Here is a 20,944-nt window from a genome sequence, read left to right as displayed (position 1 = left end):
TCGTTGCAGTCACAAACGCCCATGATCGATTTGCATTCCCATATCTTGCCCGGCCTCGACGATGGCTCGCCCAGTCTCGCTGAATCGCTTGAAATGGCCCGGCTGGCGGTGGCCGACGGAACGACCCACATGGCGTGCACGCCGCACGTGACGCCCGGCGTATACGAAAACGGAACATCGAACATCGTCCGGGCGGTTCAAGAGCTGCACCAGGCGCTGCGCCGCGCCGCCATACCACTTGCTCTCTACGTCGGCGCCGATGTTCACATAGCGCCCGATCTTCCGGACCAATTGGCGGCCGGCAGTGTGCCGACTTTAAACAGGTCCCGCTATTTTCTGTTCGAACCGCCGCATCATGTTCTACCTCCACGAATGGAGGATCTTGTTCTACGCCTCATAAACGCCGGTTTCATCCCGATTCTTACTCATCCTGAGCGTTTGACCTGGATCAAAACGAATTACGACGTTATCGAGAGGCTGAATGCAGTGGGCTGCCTGATCCAGCTTACTGCCGACTCGATTGTTGGTGCTTTTGGGCGCACGGCGCTTTATTATTCGGAAAGGCTGATTGACGAGGGCAGGGTGGATATTATTGCATCGGACACTCATAGCGCTACGCGCCGGCGTCCTGGGCTTTCGCAGGCGGTCGCTGCTGCTGCCAAGCGATGTGGCGAAGACGAGGCCCGCAACATGGTGTTGAAACGTCCAGGCGAAATATTGGCGAACCGGCCTCTTGAGCCGGTCGGAAAAGCACGCCCGCAAAAACCAAACGCCGGCAACGCCGGCCGTTTTGGAGGGTTTGGCCGCTTGTTCAAAGGCGGGGTAGCGTGATGGACATTTTTCGGTTCGCAAAAATCCACAGGAGCAGGCTATTCGTCTTGCTCGCTTCACTCGCAATGTCGGCATGCACGAGCACCTCGTCGACGACACCTTCTTCATCGAGTTCGGTCGATGCGCTGCAATTGACGTCATCGTCGACGCCGCTTTCGGGCGGCGGCGCTCTGCAAGTGGTAAAAGACCTGCCCGCGCCGGCAAACACCCAGAACGGTAGCGAGCAGCCATTGTCTCCGAACGATGTGCTCGAGGTGAATGTGTTCCAGGTCGACAATTTGAACAGAACAGTTCAAGTCGATGCCAGCGGGCAGATTTCGCTTCCGCTTATCGGAACGATTACCGCAGCGGGAAAAACCGTGCGTCAGTTGGAGCAGGAAGTCGAAACCGCCTACGGCGCCAAATACCTGCAGTCGCCTGACGTGACGATTTTCGTCAAGGAATCGATTGGACAGCGCATAACCGTCGATGGCGAAGTCAACAAGGCTGGCATTTATCCGGTGTCCAGCAATTCTTCTCTTATTGATGCGATCGCCCTTGCAGGAGGGTTCAATAACATTGGGGATGCAAAAAAAGTCTTTGTCTATCGCAATATCGGTCCAAACACATTGGTAGCTAATTACAATGTGGAGCAGATTCGTGGTGGCAAGAGCCGGAATCCACGCATCTATGGTGGCGACAAAATTGTGGTCTTCGCATCGAAATCGAAAATTGCGATGGCCAACCTCAAGGACGCCCTCGGTGTCGCCTCAAGTGCAGCTCGAATTGCGGTGATCCCGGGACTATAGATAGCGGCCGGTCGGAATTGTCGGAATACAGAGAAACCTAGGATTACCTCGCACTATGCTCGATCGTAACAGACAGCATCAAATTGCAGGCCCAGGACACGGCCAGGCTTTGTCCGCCGACCTGTATTATGACGGTGCGCAAAATTATAGCCCGTATGGCCGCGACCATTCCGAGCAGGACGAGGGCTTCAATCCGCTAAAGCTGCTCTTTTACGTTGTTCAGTACCGGTGGCTGATCGTCATGGTGGCGGCAGCCGGGCTTGTCGCCGGCATTATCGTTACGATGATGCAGACACCAAAATATCAGGCAACAACGCAGTTGGAAGTGCTCGTTCCTTCGGCCAAGGTCTTCCAGGACATCGAGGTGGTTTCTGAAAATGCCGACGTCCGGGCCTTCCTCACCGCCCGTGAAAAGCTCAAAAGCCGCGCATTGGCTCAGCGCGTTGTGTTCCAATTGGGTCTTAGTGAAAAACCGGATTTCCTGTTTCCCACGCCGGCCTTTTCCCTCGGCAACATCTTTTATCGTGCGTTCGGAATTTCAAAATCGCCTTCCATTGAAGAGAAAACTCCAGAGCAACGCGAAGCAATTGCGATCGGGCGTATTCTAAGTGATCTCACCGTCAACCTCGTTCCCAACACGAGCCTGCTATCGATCACGTTTGTCGATCAGAAGCCGAAATATGCGAGCGACGTGGCCAATCAGGTCGCCCAAAGCTTTATTGACCAACGTCTCGACCAGACCAGCGAAACATCCGACCTGGCACGCCAGTTCATCCAGGAACAGGTTCTGCAGGTGAAGCAAAAGCTCCAGGAATCCGAAGAGGAACTGGTCGCTTATGCCAAGGATGCAGGCATCACGATAACCGGCGACGACAAATCGCTGATAGGGTCAAATATCGAAGCCCTGAACACTGCCCTTGCAACAGCGATTCAAGATCGACTCGATGCCGGACGAGTGGTGGACCAGATAGACAAAGGCCGCGGATCAAGCCTCAGCCCCGTCCTGGAAAGCAAAGGTCTGCAAGCGCTCAGCGATAAACTGGCGGATCTAACCAGTCAATACCAGCAGAAATTGGGGATTCTGAAGCCTGGTTTTCCCGAAATGCAGCAGCTTCAGTCCCAGATCAAGGAGCTGCAACGTCTCTATAACAACGGCGTGCTTGCTATAACGGATTCACTGCGGCTGAAATATCAGGAGGCGCAGAACAAGGAGGCCGATCTCAAGGCCAAACTTGCTGAGATGGAAAAGCAGCAGGTCGTCTTCAACGACAAGAACATCAAATATACTATCCTCAAGCGGGAAGTGGATTCGAACCGGTCGCAATACGACAGCCTTATCGCCAAGCTGAACGAGGTTGGTGTCAGCTCCGAACTCAAGACGCAAAGCGCCGCAATCGTAGATTTTGCCACGCAGCCGAGAAGCCCATATTCGCCGCGCCTTAGCATCAATCTCGCGATCGCTCTGGCTCTTTTCCTGGCTCTGAGCGCCTCTGTCATTTATGTTATCGAACTGTTGAACAACACCTTCACCAACCCTGAACAGGTCGAAAAAGAATTGGGACTGGCGATGCTCGGCATCTTGCCGCTCGTCGAGGACCGGGAACTCATGGCCAGTATCGCCGATCAGAAGTCCGGCCTGTCGGAGGCCTACCGCTCGCTTCGGACGTCATTGCAATTCTCCGGTGCGGAAGGCGCGCCACGATCGCTGGTTGTCACCAGTTCGGAGCCCTCGGAAGGCAAGTCGACGACATCGTTCAAGCTCGGGCAGGACTTTGCGGCACTCGGTGCGAGAGTTCTCATTGTCGACGGCGATCTTCGGAAGCCGAACCTTCATCGGCTGTTTGGTCTCGACAACACGATCGGGCTCAGCAATCTGCTGACAAACACCGTTCGCAAGGAGGATCTCGCTAGCATTTTCAGGGCGACGAAATACCCCAACGTGACCGTTCTAACCTCTGGGACGATCCCACCGAATCCCGCGGATCTGCTCTCGTCGCCGAAGATGGCTCTGATTGTCACCAATCTCGGCAAGCGCTTCGATGTTGTCATCATCGACGCTCCGCCGATCGTCGGTCTTTCGGATGCTCCTATTCTCAGCCGGCTCGCTGAGGGCACATTGATGGTCATCTCTACAAATCAGGTGACGCGTAAGTCGGCCAAGACCGCGTTGAAGCGCCTGCGAGCGGCTGGCGCGAACGTAGTCGGAGCCGCGATGTCAAAGTTTGCGGTGAACAAGTTCGATTACAACTACGCCTACAAATATATGAATTATCAGTATTACAACTACGGCACGGACACGAGTACTCCGAAGATTGAGGGCAAAGTCGATGATGGAGCAAGCCAGCCCGCTTATGCAAAGTCTCCGGCATTCAGTCGTCTGGTTCGTCGCGTCCGTTCTAGTGTTGGTGGCTTCCTCGATCGGGCTAAGTCGATTTCTTGAAACAGAAACACCGGCTGCTTCTCTTGCATTGGATCCGTTCAATGTCGACGCATTGATAGCTGAAATCACCGGCGACCTGAACGACACGAACAATGCTCCTGATCTTGATGCATTGCTTGCCAGGGCCAGGGGCGCGCTCGCCTTCGATCTGGCGGATGCGCGTCTCTATAGCCTGATCGGCGAGATCAAATACCGGCAGGGCGAAAAGGACGAAGCCTACCAGCTCTTCGATCAAGCCCGAAAATTGTCCAAAACAGAGATCCATGCGCTACAGAGATCCATAGGCCGCAAGATCGAAACAGGTGATTTGCCGAAGGCGGTCGGCGAGATCGACGCATTGCTGCGGCGATGGCCAGACCAATTTCCGGCAGTCGCCGACGGCCTGCCGACAATTCTCTCGAATCCTGATGGGTACCAAGCCGTGCTGACGGCCATCAGGGCGCAGGCGCCCTGGAGAGTCAGTCTGATCTACGCTCTTAGCAAAACTCCCGAGGGGATCGATTTTGCAAATCGTCTGCTGCTCGATTTGACCGGATCAAGCGCACCACCGAATTCGGGCGAACTGACTGCCGTGATCAGCGGCTATTTGCGTCAGAAGGAATATGGACCGGCCTATCGGCTGTTTCTTTTCAGCCTGTCCAATGAAGAGCGGAAGCTGGGCGGATATATTTTCAACGGCACGTTCGAGCCGGGCTCGGGCGGCAAACCTTTCGATTGGCAGGTCCGCGATCAATCGGGCTTGGAAATTGCGTTTGCAACATCCCAGGATGCGGTAGAGGGCGAGGGTGGGGCGACGATCCGGTTCTTGAACACCCCGGTCAAGAACACAGCTCTTCAGCAGTTCATTTCGCTGCCTGCAGGCTCCTACAAGATTTCCCTGGTTGCCTCTGCACGAAACCTGAAGCTTCCAAAGGAATTGTTCTGGTCGATCAGATGTGCGGGGCCAGCCGGCGAAATTGCACGGTTCAACGTTCCCGAGGGCACATATAACCGTCAAAATCTGAGCCAGGATTTCTCGGTTGGACCGGCTGACTGCCCCATGCAACTGTTGACGCTGCAGACCGCCGCCATTGCCGAGAGCTGGCGATTTCGATATGTCGGCACCTTGGTGATGCACAAATTGAGCATTGAGAGACTTCCATCTTGAACGACCGACCGTCGGAATGGGATAAATATCTTCTCGGCTCGGTCCTGTTTGTATCGCTGCTGATCGGTGGTGGTACTGCGAGCGGCCTTTACACGGACACTCTGATCGAGGTCGCGGCAATTGTCTCGGCGGCGACCGTCTTCACCCAAACCTCTGGCCAAAGAAGCCCCCGTTCGGCTCTGTGGCTGCTGATCTTTGCCGTGGCGTTGGCGGTTTTGCAAATCGTCCCACTGCCGGCGGCCATGTTCAACGGGTTGCGGCCGGAACTGCTGCTCGGAGATTCCTGGGTTGGAGAAAGCCGATTTCGCTTCATCAGCGTTGGGGTCGGCCGCACGGTCGAATGTTTGCTTTATCTTTTGGCCGCAGCCGCATTTTTTTTGGCCGTATTGCGTCTGCGTGCCGAGCAGGTCAGCGCGCTTCTTCCGTTTTTCTTCATGGGTGTTATCTGCAATGGTTTGGCGGGAGCGATTCAATATTCGCTCTCTGACGATATCGCTATTGTGGGGCTGTTTCCTTTTACGATCAATGCCGGGCTTTTTGCCAATGTGAATCATTTTTCGGCTTTGCTTTTTGTGTCTATTCCCTTCGTCGTCTATTACGGTCTGTTCCGCGGACATCTCTTGTCCGGATCCTTCGGCCTGATCGCGCTTTTGCTGCTTCTTTTGGCCGCCGGTTCCCGCGCCGGTGTTCTGATTGGGTTGGCGATCACCGTATTATCCGTGATCTTTCTCTCAGCCCGTTCGAGGGTGAGTGGATTCAGCGTTCTCCTGATTTTTATCGGGCTTTCGGTCTACACGATGAGCGCCTGGACCAAGCTGGATGCACAGGCGCTCGATCCGGCTTTCGGGCGAGGAGAATTCGCCCGAACCACAATCGAGGGGATCAAGGACAATTGGGCGACAGGTGTCGGATTTGGGAATTTTCAAAACGCCTATCAAATTTATGAAAGGGAGGGCATGATTTTCAAGCAATACGTGAATCATGCCCACAATGAATACCTTGAAATAGCCTTCGAAGGTGGCGTTCCGGCTATCCTGCTGATGGTAGGTTATTTCGTGTTGCTTTTCGCGGCATTGGTTAGAATTCGCCGAGACCCGCTCCAGAAAGCAGCGTTCCTCTCCGTTTCTTTTCTTCTTATTCATTCGCTGGTCGATTATCCGCTGCGAACCGCGGCATTGGCGATAACCTTTGCCTATATGAACGCCATCATCTTCCATAAAGGGTTTGCGGAACGCTTGACCCGCAAGACTGAGATGATCGAGATCGATCACAACGGCGACAAGCTACTTGTCCCCATCGGAACTTCGTCCTAGCCACCTCGTCGCCACGACTGGCACCGCCAGAATGAGGCGGGACGACTCTCAGTTGCCGCTTGGACGCATGGCGTTCTCTGAAAGCACTCTGACCGCCAGCTCGGGCTCTCCATTCCCAAGCCCAGGGCATATTTTCCCGCCCCTTCCGCGCGCCCCGGCTCGCTGAGCAGGAATTTCCCGATTTTGCCGGCTGCATGGAAAATTCATTCCCGAACTATTCGGCCGCAGGCCTGTCTTGCGTTGTTCTGGGCAGGAACGATCTGCTAGAACGCCCGCACGAGAATAGATAGTCCAGAAGTGCAGCTTGAACCGGGCGGCTGAGGAGTGCGCCCGTTGATGATACAGGCCCTTCTGTGGATGGCACGAAAGAACGATTACAGTCCATGAACATCGCGCTTACACACCTCCAGCGGCTTGAGGCTGAATCCATCCATATTTTTCGCGAGGTGGCCGCGGCTTTCGCCAAGCCGGTGATGCTCTATTCGGTCGGCAAGGATTCGTCCGTGCTCATGCACCTGGCCATGAAGGCATTCTATCCGGCCAAGCCGCCCTTTCCCTTTCTCCATGTCGACACGACCTGGAAATTCCGCGAAATGATCGCCTTTCGCGACCAGATGCAGCAAAAGCTCGGCTTCGACCTCCTGGTCCATGTCAATGAAGACGGCGTGCGTGACAACATCAATCCGTTCGACCACGGCTCCAACACCCACACCCATGTAATGAAGACGGTTGCCCTGCGGCAGGCGCTCGACAAATACGGGTTTGACGCTGCCTTCGGCGGCGCCCGACGCGACGAGGAGAAGTCGCGCGCCAAGGAGCGGATCTTTTCGTTCCGCAATGCCCAGCACGTCTGGGATCCGAAGAACCAGCGGCCGGAGATGTGGAAGATTTTCAACACCCGCATCGCTGCCGGCGAATCGATCAGGGTGTTTCCACTGTCGAACTGGACCGAGCTCGACATCTGGCAATACATTCTCCAGGAAGACATCCCGATCGTGCCGCTGTATTTGGCCAAGGAGCGGCCGGTCGTCGAGCGCGACGGCATGCTCATCCTGAGGGATGACGAGCGCATGCAGCTGCGGCCCGGCGAAACAGTGGAGAACCGGATGGTGCGGTTCCGCACGCTCGGCTGCTATCCGCTGACCGGCGCGATCGACTCGGAGGCCGACACTCTGGAGGCGATAGTCGGCGAAATGCTCACGGCGCGCACTTCCGAGCGGCAAGGTCGCCTGATCGACCGCGACGAAGCCGGCTCGATGGAAAAGAAGAAGCGCGAGGGGTATTTCTGAACATGCGCCATATCATGGCCAAGAGCCTCGCCCCAACCGACGGTGTCCGCGACTATCTGGCGGCGCAGGAACGAAAGTCGCTGCTGCGCTTCCTGACCTGCGGCTCGGTCGACGACGGCAAGTCGACGTTGATCGGGCGCCTGCTTTCCGACACCAAGCAGATTTTCGAGGACCAGCTGGCCACGCTCGAGCGCGATTCGCGCAAGCACGGCACCACCGGCGACGACGTCGACTTCGCGCTGCTGGTCGACGGCCTCGAGGCCGAGCGCGAGCAAGGCATTACCATCGACGTCGCCTATCGCTTCTTCGCCACGCCAAAGCGCAAGTTCATCGTCGCCGACACGCCCGGCCACGAACAATACACGCGTAACATGGCGACGGGTGCATCGACTGCGGATCTCGCCATCGTGCTGATCGATGCCCGCCAGGGCGTGTTGCGCCAGACCAGGCGGCATTCGATCATTGCCTCGCTGCTTGGCATCCGCCACATTGTGCTCGCCGTCAACAAGATCGATCTTGTCGGCTTCGACGAGGCGGTTTTTGAACGGATCGTCGCGGATTACGCACAGTTCTCACGTGAACTCGGCTTCCAGACGATCATGCCCATCCCTATGTCGGCCCGCTATGGCGACAACGTTACCGGCCGTTCCGACAGGACGGACTGGTATTCCGGCCCGACACTGATCGAACATCTCGAAACCGTCTCGGTCGACGAGGCCGCGGTCGAATTGCCGTTCCGGTTTCCCGTCCAATATGTGAACCGTCCCAACCTCGATTTTCGCGGTTTCGCCGGCACCATTGCCTCCGGCTCGGTTGCGCCGGGCGACGAGGTAGTCGTCGCCAAATCCGGCAAATCCTCGCACGTCAGGCGCATCGTTTCGCATGGCGGCGATCTTCAGCAGGCTATTGCCGGCCAGGCCATCACCCTTGTCCTCGACGACGAGGTCGAGGTCTCGCGCGGCAATATGCTGGTAACGCCGGCAGCGCGGCCGCAGGTCGCCGACCAGTTCGCCGCCAACATCGTCTGGTTCGACGAACATGCGTTGCTGCCTGGCCGCTCCTACATCCTGCGCACCGAGACCGACCAGACTAGCGCCACCGTCACCGACCTGAAATACCGCGTCAACGTCAACGACTTTGCCCATGAGGCGGCCAAGTCGCTTGAAATGAACGAAGTCGGCATCTGCAACATCTCGACGCGGTCGCCGATCGCCTTCGATCCGTTTGCCGAAAACCGCACCACCGGCGCCTTCATCCTGATCGACCGCATCACCAACGCCACGGTCGGGGCCGGCATGATCCTGCATTCGCTGCGCCGCGCCGAAAACATCCACTGGCAGTCGCTCGATGTCGGCAAGCGCGCCCGCGCCGATATGAAGAACCAGCGGCCGGCCGTGTTCTGGTTCACCGGGCTTTCGGGCTCGGGCAAGTCGACCATCGCCAATCTGTTCGAAAAGAAGCTGTTCGCCACCGGGCGCCATACGTACATTCTGGATGGCGACAACGTCCGTCACGGCCTCAACCGCGATCTCGGTTTCACCGACGCCGATCGTGTCGAAAACATTCGCCGCGTCGCGGAAGTGGCACGCCTGATGGCCGACGCCGGGCTGATCGTCATCGTGTCGTTCATCTCGCCGTTCAGCGCCGAGCGGCGCATGGCGCGCGAATTGATGGCCGACGGCGAATTCGTCGAGGTGTTTGTCGACACACCCTTCGAGGAATGCGCCAGGCGCGATCCGAAGGGCCTTTATGCGCGGGCGTTGAATGGCGAAATCAAGAATTTCACTGGCGTCGATTCACCGTATGAGGTGCCGGAAAAACCCGAAATCCATCTCGAGACACTCGGCAGATCGGCCGAGGAAATGGTAGAGGCCCTGGAACACTGGCTGATCGAGCGTGACATTGCCGAAGACCAATATGATAGCGGCGGCGGTATCTGACGACGAAGCGATGCTCGCCGTCTTCGAGCGCCTTGCCTTGGCGGCGGGGCGCGAGGTGATGCGCGTCTTTCAGACCGGCTGTGCGGTCGACCAAAAGTCGGACAGTTCGCCGGTGACGGAGGCAGATCGTGAGAGCGAGAAGATCATTCTTGCCGGGCTGCGTGCCGCATTTGCCGAGATTCCATGCGTGGCCGAGGAAGAAGCCTCGGCCGGGATTATGGCGCCGGATCTCGGCGACGCCTTCTTCCTGATCGATCCGCTCGACGGCACCAAGGAGTTCGTCAACCGGCGCACCGATTTTACCGTCAATATCGCGCTGGTTCGCCATGGCGTGCCGGAGATCGGCGTTGTCTTCGCGCCTTGCACCGGCCGCTTCTTTTCCGGCCGGCCGGGCAAAGCGGAAACGATCGAGATCAATGACGACTACGAGATCGTGGATCGCCAGCCGATTTCGGCAAGGGCCGGTATGGTGCCGCTGACCGTCGTTGCCAGCCGCTCCCACAACACGCCGGAAACCGACGCCTATATCCGCGCGCTTGGCGCCGCCGAGATCGTCTCGGTCGGCTCGTCGCTGAAATTCTGCCTCGTCGCCGGCGCCGAGGCGGACGTGTATCCACGCTTCGGCCGCACCATGGAATGGGACACTGCCGCGGGTGACGCAGTGCTACGCGCTGCCGGCGGCATGACGCGCACGCTGGATGGTGCGCCGCTCGCCTACGGCAAGCGCAACCAGAGCGATGACGCGGATTTCGCCAACCCGCATTTTATCGCAAGCGGCAAGGCTGCTGGATTTGGCTAGACGGTGATTGCGCAGTTCCAGACCCGTACGAAAGTGCGGGTGTTGCAAGTGACTTATGCAAGCGACCTCAGATACTGCTCGAGATCTGTAAACACAGCGGTACGATCCCCATCCAGCCGACAGTTGGGTCGGCGTGGCCGATTCGCTTCGTCCGGTCGATGCTGCGGGGCCTTCACACGGTGTATCCAAATTGCTGTATACCGATACACTTGAACGGCTATACGAGCGAGTGATGGCGTTCCACATCAAAAATCCCGAGACCGACGCGCTGGCCCGCCGGATCGCCGCACTTAAGAGGACTGGTCGGACAGAGGCCGTCCATGCCGCGCTCAAGCATGAGCTTGAGCGCGAACAGGCTAGACCGTCCCTGGTAGAGATGGCGTCAGGTTCTGCCGTGATCTGCGAGCCCGGGGCAAGCCTGATCACGGCAGGCCCGCCGACAAGGCGTTTCGCGACAGCCTGTACGAGAATGACTGATGTTCATCGACGCCTCGGCCCTGACGGCGCTGATGACCAACGAGGATGATGCGCGCGAACGCCTGGCCGGGACCCGGCGCGGCTGAGCGGTGTTGAACCGGACTTTACTTGGCTGGCCACGGTCCAGATTGGATCACGTTCAAGAACCTAAAATGCGGCGGGCTTGCTTCGGATGGTTAAGGCCAGGAGCGCCTCCGAAAGTCGTTTCTTCGCCCGCTCCACCCCGTTCTCGTCGATTGCCTCAACATCGAGGAACAAGTCGAGACCAGTCGCATGCTCGCTGATGACCTGAGGGCGCTGGGCGAGTTCACCCAGGAGGCCCTCGACTTCGTAGGGGACAACCTCCCGGCTGATCCCCTTCATGGCAATCGGTGCTAATGGACGCGCCCGGACAAGGTCGCGCACGAGCGCGTAAGTCTCATAGCTGAGGCAGATGCCGCCGGGCTCGGCAATCGACTGCAGCCGGGCCGCCAAGTTCGCTTCGGCTCCAATGATCGTGTAGTCCATCCGATCATCGGAACCGAAGTTCCCAACATTGCAATAGCCCGTGTTGATGCCCATGCGAGCTCGGAAGGGCCGTTCAACTCCGCGGTCATGCCACACCCTGTTCAACTGCTCCAGCCGACGCTGCATGTCGACAGCCATGCGCAAGCAGGCTCTCGCGTCTTCCTCGACGCCTTGTGTCTCGGGGTCTCCGAAGAACACAAGAAGCGCGTCGCCGATGAACTTGTCGACGGTGCCGCCGTGTTTGAGCGCGATCGTCGACATCTCGGTGAAGTACTCATTGAGGAGAAGCGTCAGGTCCTCGGGCTGGAGCCGTTCCACGATCGCGGTGAAATCCTTGACGTCGGAGAAAAAGATCGTGAGCTTCTTGCGCTCGGTCGCGATGGTGACGTCCTTCTGGCCGCTGAAGATGCTTTTGTAGATTTGAGGCGAAAGGTATTTGGCGATCTTCAATGAAATCGCGGCCAGGAAGTCGTTTGCCTCCGAAAGCTCCTTGTTGATGCCCTGAATCAACGCGGACTGCCGACGCTGCAGGAGAATGAACGTCAGGCCCGCCGCCGCCGCGAAACCGAAATATAGGAGCAGATACTTGAAGGTCAGCACGTTCGCAGCGATAGGCTGATTGACTGATATCTCCTGGATCCCTCGGACATCCCCTACCTTCCAGTCCGTCTTGGGGCTGTCCGGGTGTGAGTTATGGCAGGTCACGCACACTTGTCCCATTATGACAGGGGCCGCGGCGCGGACCTGCCGGTCAAACAGTGAGCCCGAGACTTCGATGATCGGCTCCTTCGGGTTGGCGCGCAAAGCCAAGATTGCATTCCGCTCGAAAACATCGAGCTGGTGGCGCGCGCGACCTTTGAAAGGCAGATCCGAGACGAACCGATATTTGACCGACCCGTCATGAGCGCTGATGCGCTTGCCGAGTTCGATAGAGAGGGTTGCTGGAATAGGGATCGCACCTGGCACGTCCCGATAGTTGTGCGTCGCAGTCACGGCGCCGTTAGCTTGCAGCACGCGTCCCACGACGTCGCTGCCGTAAAATCCGCGCATTTCGTCGATGATGCGGCTGATTTCGCTGGCTTGCCTGCGCAGCATCCGTTCCGACAGGTCTCGGAGGTCGAGCCAGGCTGCGACGGGCAGACCGATAAGGCCGATGACCACTGCCGCCACCAGGAGCGGTCCCATGGTGCGCTGCTGACGCGCAATCTGTTCACCCAGTCCAGCCATTGTGCAAGCGCCCGGCCGTCTTAGTATCTGAACTATAGCTCATTCCCGGCACGGTACCAGAGTCAGTCTTGGCTCGATGAAAACACGTCAGCCCTGCAACGTCGGACCGACCTTGAGCGGTTGTTGCGAAGCCCCGACCCTCACAGCGGATTTCGCATTCTGGCGCTAGACGGACAGTGAATCAGTGAAGGGATGTCGCAAAGCCGGTTGTGGCCGGAATGCGCTCCGCGATAACCGCTCAGGGTCAAAAAATTCACCTCTGGCAAGGTTGAGACTTCTGCGGTCGGAGAGCGCGTCGGAAAAGAAAGTGTCCCGCGAAACGTATCCGCGCGTCGGTCGCACTATGGAATGGGACACCGCGGCGGGGTGACGCCGTACTGCGCGCTGCCGGCAGCATGACGCGCACCTGAATGGTGCGCCGCTCGCCTGCGGTAAGCGCAACCAGAGCGACGACGAGGAGTTCGCCAATCCGCATTTCATTGCCAGCGGCAACGCTGCCACGGCCGCTTAGGCATCATGATGAACTCCAATCCCGTCCCGGCTCGTCGCCCCCCAATGACGCCGTCGCGGATGCGACGCCTGAGTGAGGCACTTGTTTTCAGGCGAACGCTCGTGGCAGGGAGTAACCATCCGGTGTGGATCGTGGCAGAGGCGCTTTCGCGTGTTAGACTGCTTGCATGGAGATCGACACCGACAAGATCGACGAAGCCGTTATGGGCCTGCTTTGGCTGACGCTGCATGAAGAGAGGCGCGCCTGGAAGGGGTTGGATTGGAATGCTCTGGATCGCGTGCACGAGAAGGGGCTGATCGCGAATCCGGCAAACAAGGCGAAGTCAGTGGTTCTGACAGATGAAGGACTGAGGCGTGCTGAGGAGCTATTCCGAACCCTGTTCACTCGCCCGGCGCCCTGAGCCAGAGCGCTGGACGGGCGCCTGCGAGCTGATAGCGCACATGGCTGAATTTCGACACCGGCAGCGCGCTGACCGCAGGCGGGACGGGCAGTGCTCTCGCCGTGGCGGCCAAACTCGTCTTCGTCACCTACGCCCAACGGGCGCATCCAGTCTGTTAAGGCAGTGGCAGGGAAGACCGCAGCCGCGACATGCTTCTCCCGGCGAATGGGCGCTCCCGGGCCGAGTTGCAGCCAGCAGCGGGTCGGCGCCGCTGCTGACACATGGGATGTTAGTGGGGCAGATTGCCACTGGCGATGCGAAATCTCTATGGCTGCGGATTTCCTAGGGTGGGTTTCTCAAGCACCAGCACATGACTACCAAGAGGCGATGTGTGAGTGCTCTTGACCTGGAACCCCTCGTCGGCAAGCGTTTCGATGAATTCGCCATCCGTTCCGGGCGGAACGCGGGCAACAACGTTCGAGGTGCGCCTCACAATATTGGAAAGCACCCTTCGCGCCTTGCCCGGGCCGATGTTGCGCTGCATGTGCTGGTAGACAGCCAGCAGCAGGACGATATCGTATTTCGGTAGAAGGATATTGCCGAGGCGTCGGCTGCCGAGATTCAGGCGATCGAACCGCGCATGCACCGGGGAGCCGCTCAATAACATTTTTGCAGTCTCGATGTGCGGCTTGGCGATGTCGATCCCGTGGATCGAGCTGGGTTTCAGCTTGGATATCTCATAGGCGACAACACCCATATTGCAGCCAACATCGAGAATGGATTTTCCGGCGTAGTCGACCTTTGCGGAGAATAGCCCGTCAAGTCTGTCGTCCCACGTTCCTGCAAAACCCCTTTTGAATCTTGACCACCACAAATCATCAGCTCCTTTGGGAAGAGCCCCCTTGAGCGCCTCCTACCACGAGAGAATTAATGGTCGATACCCATTCAACTGGAATTGATCACATTGACGAACCAAGGCAGGGACGTGTGCGGCGGCGTCACAACCCCATCACCCTGAGTGCCTCCGGAACCGGATAGCGGTTGCCGTCATAGCGCAGCCGGTAGGTCCGCTTCACAGACTTGGCGGGATGGGACTGGCATTCGCCATCTTTGTCGGGGGAGGGATTGTCGGTATCCGTCCGCTCGACCGCAATGATGTCATGATAGCCGTGGTGGCGCGCCGGGCTCATCGCCAGGCTGACCTGGCTGGAATGGAAGGATCCGGCGCAACTGGCATCGCCTTCGCCGCCAGTGCCGGCCACCACGAGACCGTCGAGCACCAAGCGCAGCGCATCGCTGGCGACGGCATAGAGCCGCAGGTCGGTTTCAGTGAAGGGAGTAGCCTGCGAATGGTTTGCCATTTCGATGCGCAGGCCGAAGGCGGTGACCTCAGGGGCCAGTGCATAGCGGCCGGTGTCGAATTCCACCTTACGGATCGCGATGGCATCATCGGTCATCAGTCCAGGCTGGAGCAGGCGCTGGCGCACCCGCAGGCTCTTTCTATCGACGACCAGTAGCTCGATGTCGCCGACATGCAGGTAGTCGCTGTTAGCACTGTCGATCAGCGGTACCGCGACCAAAAGTAGGTCGACATGGGCGGGCCAGATCTTGCAGGCCAGGCCGAATGGCGCATCGCTCTCCGGGAGCGTTGAGGCGATGCTCGTATGGGGTACAAGCGTGAACGAGGTGCCGTCGGCGCTCTTTCGGGCCTTGGGATAGGCCTGCTGCACCAGGGCGGCGGCATCCCCGCAATCGCCGGCCGCTGCCCGGGCGGGCGACAGGCTGGCGAGGGCGGCGCCGAGCAACAGGACAGGCAACACTATTCGCATGGAGTTCTCGCGTCGCAGGGCCGGGTTCGGCCAGGGCCCTTCTACGCGAGATTGGTGGCGGCGCACAGGGTGTAGGGAAGTGACGGCTAGCTCCACCCGCTGCGTCAGGACCATAGGTATCCTGGAAAGTCGTAAAGTCCGAGCTCGCTTAGGGACGGTGATCATGAGAACGCCGCCCGAGCGGCCAATTTTTGCCAATGCTGTTCGAGCTACCTGAAACAGATACTGACAATGTGATCTCGATTGCCTTGTCGCGCTCCGATTAGATAAAGAAGCGCTCCGACAAGAAACCTCTACAAAACCGGACCTCGCCGATCCGTCAAGCGCACCTTCTAGGGTGTACATTCCAAAGTTAACTCGGCATGACCTCCGTTTCTGACCCCCTGAGCCGGGCGCGTTCGCTGTCGGCGCCGTATCGAAGCAGAACCAATGCCGCGCCTGCTTCGGCTTTCCGAAACCCCAGCGTGTCTTTCCTTGAGACTTGGCAGCACGGCGCGTTCAATCGGAACCGTGCTGCCTTCAATGTACAGCCAGTCCAATCATCCGGCGAGCTTGTAAACGCCGGCAGCCTTTTTGGCAGCTGCGAGCGCCGCATTCATGTCGAGTTCTTCGAGGACAACCAGGTCGTTTATCCAGCCGCTTGCCCGGACCGCCAGTGCTAGGTCCATCCCATCGGCCTGGTCCGGAACCTCAGCATTGATGACAATATCATAGGCGCCGCGAGTAAACATCATACCGGATACCTTGCCACCAACGCTTTCCAAAACCGCCTTGATTGCAGCTTCTCGGTCTGAGCCTTGTATCAATTCCTTGTAGGCATGGGGCGGACAGTTTCCCAGGATTGTCACTTTCATGGGTATTCCTCCCGATCTTGTACTAGTTTCGTTATTGGTCATTTGACCAACACGGAGCTACGAGGACAGTTGGGTCAGCCGTAACCCTGCATCGCAACGCTCTTGCTCGTATCCAAAGCTGGCAGCGGGAAAGGTTCGACCTGCCCTGCGGTCTTGTCCAGATACTGCATCAAGGCCGTCACGAGGTGGTAGAAAATGCTCGCGGGGACCTCCGTTGCCAGTGACCTTCCGCGCTCGTCAATCCTGTCGATCCACAAGCCAAGCGGTGCGGGATCGATATGCCATTTGAAGAGGCGGGCGACACGAGCTTCGATCTCGGGTTTCAGATCAGGCCCCGCCGATGCCGTCCAGGGCGACGGCCGCCTTGACGGCTTCGCATTGCGGCCAGCTGCGGGAGAGCCGGTCGAAGGGAATTCCCTGCCGCGACACAGCTGCATAAGCCAGGCCCGTGGCCCGGTTCAATCCGCTGGCGATCGCCGACGAATAGAGCTTCCTGGCGTAGGCTGCCAAGTCTTTCTGCCCGCTTGCCCGCGCGAACTCGACGAGGAGCGAAGCCCATTCGAAATGGTGCCCCGGTTCGGTCCACTGTCCCTCGTCTCCCGGCAACGGTAGCCAATTGACGTCGAAATGTTCCCCAAGCGTCCAGCTTCCCGGGTCGAAGAAATGGCTGCGAATAGATCGACGACGCGTGCCGCCCGACGGAGATATGCACGCTCGCCGGTGACGTCATGCCAGGCAAGGAAGGATTCCAGCATGTGCATGTGCGGGTTCGAGTACCGCACCCCCTTCCAGCCGGGGGTCTCGAGGAAGCCGTTCAGGCTGACGTCCTCGAGATGGGTGTCGATGAAATGGAACGTCTCTTGTGCCAGCTGCAGGGCATCCTGATGGCCGCATCGGTGAGCATGGGCAAGCGCCAGGAGCACGCAGGAATGGTCGTAGGCGTCCTCCGCCGGGTCAGCCACGCTGCCGTCGGAATTAAGAGTGCGCACCCAGCCACCGCGATCGGTGCGGCCGTGTTTGGCGATGAACTCGATGCCGTGGTCGATGAGTTTGTCGGCCGGTCCAGCCCAGCCGCGTTCTTTGGCCACCGCGAAAGCGTAAATCTGGCGAGCCATCGTACGCGTGCGCTTGGGTTTGCCCAACGGCCTTGCATCGAAACCGAGCGCCTCGTGGAAGCCGCCATACGCCTCGTCGACACCTGCAGTGGACCACAGCGGCAGGGTTTCGTTGAAGAGCCAGTGCTCGACCCGCTTGCGCCATGACCCGCTGATGATGACCCGGTCGTCCGACCCCGTGAACTTCGTTTCAAGGCGTCCGCTCTTCTCGAGTTCTTCGACGACTTTCTTCACGTTCTGGCTGTGGCTGACAGGAGCGACGAATACCGCGTCCGGTGTCGTCACCACCGCCACATGCTTCATTCCAACGACTGTCAGCAGTCTGCCCTGGCTTCTGAGATAGGAGTTGCCGCAATCCATGGCGACAACGTCGCCCATTACGACATTGCCGTCGCGGTCCGTCGGGCTGGCTTCGAGCAGCGATTGCCACGATCCAAGGTCGTTCCAGCGGAAGGAAGCCGTAACCATCGCAATACCGCGTGCATGCTCCATGACTGCGTAGTCGATCGACGTCGACGGGACAGCCGAATAGAAGCCCTGGGGCAGGTAGATGCCCAAGACGTCGGTCCGTGCAGCCTTATGGGCCCGTTCCGCGGTGTCCCAGATGTCTGGCCGGAACTCGAGAAATGCCTTCCGCATCGTGTCGGCACGAAACAGGAAGATGCCGGCGTTCCAGTAGAATCTTCCCGAAGACACATATTTGCGGGCCGTCTCGGCATTGGGTTTTTCGACAAAGTGCGAAACGGAAACGGCGGCCTGGCCGTCACCATTTGCCGTGACCTCGATGTAGCCGTACCCGGTTTCGGGATGCGTCGGCTTGATGCCGAATACGACAATGCTGCCTGAATCGGCGGCAGGCATGCCCACCTCGACGGTTTCCCAGAATTGCGTTTCGGTCGATATCTGATGGTCGGAGGGGACCACGAGCACAAGCGCGTCCCCGCCATATTCGGAGATCGTGTGCAAGGTGGCTATGGCCACCGCAGCGGCGGTATTGCGGCCGACGGGTTCGAAAATCGGGCTGCCGCCGTTCAGGCCGAGCGGACCGATTCGAGATAACGCGGTCGGCATGCCGTTCGGAGGCTATCAGATAGATCGGCGTCTCGCCGTCCGACCGCGCCTTGAGGCGTCGGACAGTCTTCGCGAGCATGGAGCCGTCGCCCGAAAGGTCGTGAAATTGCTTGGGGTTGTCTTCGCGCGAGAGCGGCCACAGCCGTGACCCGACGCCCCCGCTCATGACAAAACTTACGATCCGCTCCGGCATGGCCCAGTCCTCTCAAAATGTCTGGTTGTAAGCTCCGAGCTCTGGATTGCGGCGCAGCACGGCATCGACAGCCTCGAACATCTCGCGACGTCCTTCCGGCGAGACTGGGCCTCCCACGACGACAACAATTTCCTGCTTGTTCGACGAGGCCCTGACCAGACCCCAGGTGCCGTCTTGGGCAACGACACGCACCCCCACTCACGGTGAGGAGATTGGCCACCGGCTGGCCAGCGAACTCGATCCCGTCCGCCTTCATTTTCGTGAATTCCCCGACAACTTTCGCGACGACGCCGTATTTGAGCTCGTCGGGGCAGTGGGGCGACATCGTCGGCGTGCCGAAGGTCAGCGGCAGATCGCGGTAGAGGTCGGCCATGCTGCTTTGCGGGCTGCGATCCAGCATCTGGCATATGGCGATGGCCGTGACCAGGCCATCGTCATAGCCGCGGCCGATCGGCGGATTGAAGAAGAAATGCCCCGACTTGTCGAAGCCAGCTATGGCATTGACGAGTTTGGCAACGCGCCTCTTGATGGCAGCTACGGAAGTAGTGACCAGTGATGGTGTCGGGAACTACACCTATTCGGCCGATCAAGGTGCGAAGCGCCATGCCGATCGCCTGCACGCCACCAGGTTGAGTTCGGGCTTTTTCTCCCGGTCTGGATGGCCGAACCACCAGCGCGCGTCGTATTCCCGAAAGCCAGTGGCTTTGATGAGAGCACTGCTTTCAAAGACGAATGTGTTCGGCCTGGCTTGGCCGACTATGTCCAGGGTCACGGTTTTGATCCGCTATTGCGCGCAACAGTCCTAGCACGCTGCCGGGCGCGGGCCCCTTCAGGAATTGGAGTAGTCCTAAAACGCTGGTTCGCGCCGCCTCAATAGGAGTATGCCCGCCGATGGCCGAAAGGAGGTCTCGTGCAAGCATGGCCATTTGCATTCTCCAAGATGCGTTCTGCTCGGGCGCCAACAACAAGGATGGGTGCAAGATGCCGCTGACCGCATTCAGGTTTCCCTTCCCCGACAATGTCGAAGAAAGGTGTTTCGAACGCATGGCTCGGCTCCTTAAAGACATTCTAGTGGAAATCGAGAGCTATCCGCCGAACTCCGCCCGTCCGGAGAAAGGATGATGGACTGTGCCGCGTTCGTCTTGGAGGCGATGGGCACGGCGAAACCCCGACCGCATGTACACGACCATCAATACCGCGGAACGGTCCGCGGACGGCAGGTCTGTCTGGGACAGCAGATGTTATTCGTCGACAGGACGAGAGCTCATTTTCGGGCCGATATCGACGACCATGATCTCCGGCGACACGCCGAAGCGCACCGGCAGCCACGATACGCCCAAACCCCCGGATACGATCATGTGCCGCCCACCCTCGACGATATGCCCGTAGGCGAAGCGCTGTCCGTAGGCTGAATTGATGATGGGGGGGCCGATGAATGGCAAGCGCACCTGTCCGCCATGTGTATGGCCGCATAACGTCAGGCTGACACGGTCAGGGACAGTAATGAAGATGTCCGGTTCATGCGCAAGGAGCAATATCGGATTGCCGTCGTCGGGTATTCCGGCCATTGTTCCAGGCAGATCATCGACGCCCTTGTACACGCCGCGAGAAAACGGCATGGCCCACTGGTCGCCAAGACCCGCGAGCCAGAATGCTGGGCCATCCTGCTGACGGATAAGCGTGGCGGTGTTCTCGAGGACCGGAATGCCATTGTCGACGAGGGCTGCGCGGACGCTATCGACACCGTGCCACCAGTCGTGGTTGCCGAGAATGGCGTGGCAGCCGAGTGGCGCGGAAAGCTTCGAAAGTGAATTGCCCCAAACAGTGTCGGGCACGATCCCAGTGGCATAGCGCGGCAGCAAGCCCATCACATAGTCGCCAAGGAGAAGGATGATATCGGGCTGCAGGCTATTCGCAACACCGACGATCTCGTCGATCCTGGAAACCGACATCCAGGGCTCGCAGGCATGGATGTCAGCGATCACGATGATGCGCAGCGGCTTGGCAGTCGTCGGCCAGCGCGGCGGTAGGAGGTTGTAGCGAGTGACACGCAGTCGAAACCGAGGTTCAATCGCGACGGCATAACTCACCAGCCCGAATGCCGCGAGCGACATGGCGCCAAAGAGCTTCAGGAATGACCGCCGCGACGTCAGCACTTGTACTTCCCAGCAGAATGAGGTCGGTTTTAGAGATCGCCACGAATTCAGCTGCGGCAGCCTGAACCAAATCAACGC

General features: G+C 58.7%; 16 protein-coding genes and 3 pseudogenes. 11 read left to right on the top strand and 8 right to left on the bottom strand.

Going from position 1 to position 20,944, the window contains the following annotated elements; genetic code table 11:
* Nucleotides 1–21: 21 nt before the first annotated feature.
* The 9 genes from NKI18_RS18205 (at nucleotide 22) to NKI18_RS18165 (ending at nucleotide 11,073) form a co-directional block, all read left to right on the top strand.
* Nucleotides 22–831, top strand: coding sequence for a tyrosine-protein phosphatase (locus tag NKI18_RS18205; protein WP_352451745.1), 810 nt, complete (start codon nucleotides 22–24; stop codon nucleotides 829–831).
* The gene (locus tag NKI18_RS18200) at nucleotides 831–1,619 is read left to right on the top strand and encodes a polysaccharide biosynthesis/export family protein (protein ID WP_352451746.1); all 789 of its coding nucleotides are present in this window, start codon (nucleotides 831–833) and stop codon (nucleotides 1,617–1,619) included. The genes NKI18_RS18205 and NKI18_RS18200 overlap by 1 nt, the downstream gene beginning before the upstream one ends.
* A 55-nt stretch (nucleotides 1,620–1,674) precedes the next feature.
* The gene (locus NKI18_RS18195; protein ID WP_353020153.1) at nucleotides 1,675–4,059 is read left to right on the top strand and encodes a GumC family protein; all 2,385 of its coding nucleotides are present in this window, start codon (nucleotides 1,675–1,677) and stop codon (nucleotides 4,057–4,059) included.
* Complete coding sequence (locus tag NKI18_RS18190) at nucleotides 3,947–5,206, top strand: tetratricopeptide repeat protein (RefSeq protein ID WP_353020151.1); 1,260 nt, start codon at nucleotides 3,947–3,949, stop codon at nucleotides 5,204–5,206. Before NKI18_RS18195 ends, NKI18_RS18190 begins: the two co-directional genes overlap by 113 nt.
* Nucleotides 5,203–6,519 carry an O-antigen ligase family protein gene (locus NKI18_RS18185; RefSeq protein ID WP_353020149.1) on the top strand — a complete coding sequence of 439 codons (1,317 nt, stop codon included), beginning with the start codon at nucleotides 5,203–5,205 and terminating at the stop codon, nucleotides 6,517–6,519. The genes NKI18_RS18190 and NKI18_RS18185 overlap by 4 nt, the downstream gene beginning before the upstream one ends.
* 383 nt (nucleotides 6,520–6,902) lie before the next feature.
* A complete protein-coding gene (gene cysD / locus NKI18_RS18180; protein ID WP_352464033.1) occupies nucleotides 6,903–7,808 on the top strand; it encodes a sulfate adenylyltransferase subunit CysD in 906 nt (301 codons plus the stop codon).
* Nucleotides 7,809–7,810: 2 nt separating this feature from the next.
* A complete protein-coding gene (cysN, locus tag NKI18_RS18175; protein WP_353020147.1) occupies nucleotides 7,811–9,748 on the top strand; it encodes a sulfate adenylyltransferase subunit CysN in 1,938 nt (645 codons plus the stop codon).
* 10 nt (nucleotides 9,749–9,758) lie between these two features.
* Entirely contained in the window at nucleotides 9,759–10,547 is a 789-nt protein-coding gene (gene cysQ / locus NKI18_RS18170; protein WP_353020212.1) for a 3'(2'),5'-bisphosphate nucleotidase CysQ, read from the top strand.
* Nucleotides 10,548–10,779: 232 nt separating this feature from the next.
* Nucleotides 10,780–11,073 carry a type II toxin-antitoxin system VapB family antitoxin gene (locus NKI18_RS18165; RefSeq protein ID WP_353020210.1) on the top strand — a complete coding sequence of 98 codons (294 nt, stop codon included), beginning with the start codon at nucleotides 10,780–10,782 and terminating at the stop codon, nucleotides 11,071–11,073.
* Nucleotides 11,074–11,171: 98 nt separating this feature from the next.
* On the opposite strand, the gene NKI18_RS18160 is transcribed toward NKI18_RS18165, so the two are convergent.
* Complete coding sequence (locus NKI18_RS18160; protein WP_353020145.1) at nucleotides 11,172–12,758, bottom strand: adenylate/guanylate cyclase domain-containing protein; 1,587 nt, start codon at nucleotides 12,756–12,758, stop codon at nucleotides 11,172–11,174.
* A 316-nt stretch (nucleotides 12,759–13,074) separates the two neighbouring features.
* On the opposite strand from NKI18_RS18160, the pseudogene NKI18_RS18155 reads away from it, so the two are divergent.
* Both NKI18_RS18155 and NKI18_RS18150 read left to right on the top strand, forming a co-directional pair.
* Nucleotides 13,075–13,269 (top strand): annotated as a pseudogene (locus NKI18_RS18155) (3'(2'),5'-bisphosphate nucleotidase CysQ); the annotation flags it as partial.
* Nucleotides 13,270–13,435: 166 nt separating this feature from the next.
* Nucleotides 13,436–13,669 (top strand): DUF6429 family protein, encoded by a 234-nt coding sequence (locus NKI18_RS18150; protein WP_353020144.1) that lies wholly within the window; start codon nucleotides 13,436–13,438, stop codon nucleotides 13,667–13,669.
* Nucleotides 13,670–13,973: 304 nt separating this feature from the next.
* Here the strand turns inward: NKI18_RS18150 and NKI18_RS18145 are convergent, their stop codons facing one another.
* The 7 genes and pseudogenes from NKI18_RS18145 to NKI18_RS18115 form a co-directional block, all read right to left on the bottom strand.
* Nucleotides 13,974–14,522 carry a class I SAM-dependent methyltransferase gene (locus tag NKI18_RS18145; RefSeq protein WP_353020142.1) on the bottom strand — a complete coding sequence of 183 codons (549 nt, stop codon included), beginning with the start codon at nucleotides 14,520–14,522 and terminating at the stop codon, nucleotides 13,974–13,976.
* 124 nt (nucleotides 14,523–14,646) lie between these two features.
* Nucleotides 14,647–15,591: a PA3715 family protein gene (locus NKI18_RS18140; RefSeq protein ID WP_353020140.1), complete on the bottom strand. Its 945-nt coding sequence runs from the start codon at nucleotides 15,589–15,591 to the stop codon at nucleotides 14,647–14,649.
* Between the two features lie 425 nt (nucleotides 15,592–16,016).
* On the bottom strand, nucleotides 16,017–16,331 hold the full coding sequence (locus NKI18_RS18135) for a GYD domain-containing protein (protein WP_352619770.1): 315 nt from the start codon (nucleotides 16,329–16,331) through the stop codon (nucleotides 16,017–16,019).
* Nucleotides 16,332–16,405: 74 nt separating this feature from the next.
* Nucleotides 16,406–18,710 (bottom strand): annotated as a pseudogene (locus tag NKI18_RS18130) (AGE family epimerase/isomerase).
* 12 nt (nucleotides 18,711–18,722) lie between these two features.
* A pseudogene (locus NKI18_RS18125) lies at nucleotides 18,723–19,254 on the bottom strand (phosphomannomutase/phosphoglucomutase); the annotation flags it as partial.
* Between the two features lie 42 nt (nucleotides 19,255–19,296).
* Complete coding sequence (locus NKI18_RS18120; RefSeq protein ID WP_352619769.1) at nucleotides 19,297–19,482, bottom strand: hypothetical protein; 186 nt, start codon at nucleotides 19,480–19,482, stop codon at nucleotides 19,297–19,299.
* A 469-nt stretch (nucleotides 19,483–19,951) separates the two neighbouring features.
* The gene (locus NKI18_RS18115; RefSeq protein WP_352619815.1) at nucleotides 19,952–20,863 is read right to left on the bottom strand and encodes a metallophosphoesterase; all 912 of its coding nucleotides are present in this window, start codon (nucleotides 20,861–20,863) and stop codon (nucleotides 19,952–19,954) included.
* Between the last annotated feature and the right edge of the window lie 81 nt (nucleotides 20,864–20,944).

Source organism: Mesorhizobium sp. M0800, from assembly GCF_040320095.1.
Classification (GTDB): domain Bacteria; phylum Pseudomonadota; class Alphaproteobacteria; order Rhizobiales; family Rhizobiaceae; genus Mesorhizobium.
The sequence above is the reverse complement of the archived record's forward strand: the minus strand, read 5'-3'. Positions and strand labels throughout refer to the sequence as shown.

Excerpts from the sequence above, each read along its gene's own strand:
- NKI18_RS18195 (WP_353020153.1), top strand. The coding sequence starts at position 1,675 with ATGCTCGATCGTAACAGACAGCATCAAATTGCAGGCCCAGGACACGGC.
- cysN (WP_353020147.1), top strand. The coding sequence starts at position 7,811 with ATGCGCCATATCATGGCCAAGAGCCTCGCCCCAACCGACGGTGTCCGC.
- NKI18_RS18190 (WP_353020151.1), top strand. The coding sequence starts at position 3,947 with ATGATGGAGCAAGCCAGCCCGCTTATGCAAAGTCTCCGGCATTCAGTC.
- NKI18_RS18135 (WP_352619770.1), bottom strand. The coding sequence starts at position 16,331 with ATGAAAGTGACAATCCTGGGAAACTGTCCGCCCCATGCCTACAAGGAA.
- cysD (WP_352464033.1), top strand. The coding sequence starts at position 6,903 with ATGAACATCGCGCTTACACACCTCCAGCGGCTTGAGGCTGAATCCATC.
- NKI18_RS18160 (WP_353020145.1), bottom strand. The coding sequence starts at position 12,758 with ATGGCTGGACTGGGTGAACAGATTGCGCGTCAGCAGCGCACCATGGGA.
- NKI18_RS18150 (WP_353020144.1), top strand. The coding sequence starts at position 13,436 with ATGGAGATCGACACCGACAAGATCGACGAAGCCGTTATGGGCCTGCTT.
- NKI18_RS18165 (WP_353020210.1), top strand. The coding sequence starts at position 10,780 with ATGGCGTTCCACATCAAAAATCCCGAGACCGACGCGCTGGCCCGCCGG.
- NKI18_RS18200 (WP_352451746.1), top strand. The coding sequence starts at position 831 with ATGGACATTTTTCGGTTCGCAAAAATCCACAGGAGCAGGCTATTCGTC.
- NKI18_RS18205 (WP_352451745.1), top strand. The coding sequence starts at position 22 with ATGATCGATTTGCATTCCCATATCTTGCCCGGCCTCGACGATGGCTCG.
- cysQ (WP_353020212.1), top strand. The coding sequence starts at position 9,759 with ATGCTCGCCGTCTTCGAGCGCCTTGCCTTGGCGGCGGGGCGCGAGGTG.
- NKI18_RS18140 (WP_353020140.1), bottom strand. The coding sequence starts at position 15,591 with ATGGTCCTGACGCAGCGGGTGGAGCTAGCCGTCACTTCCCTACACCCT.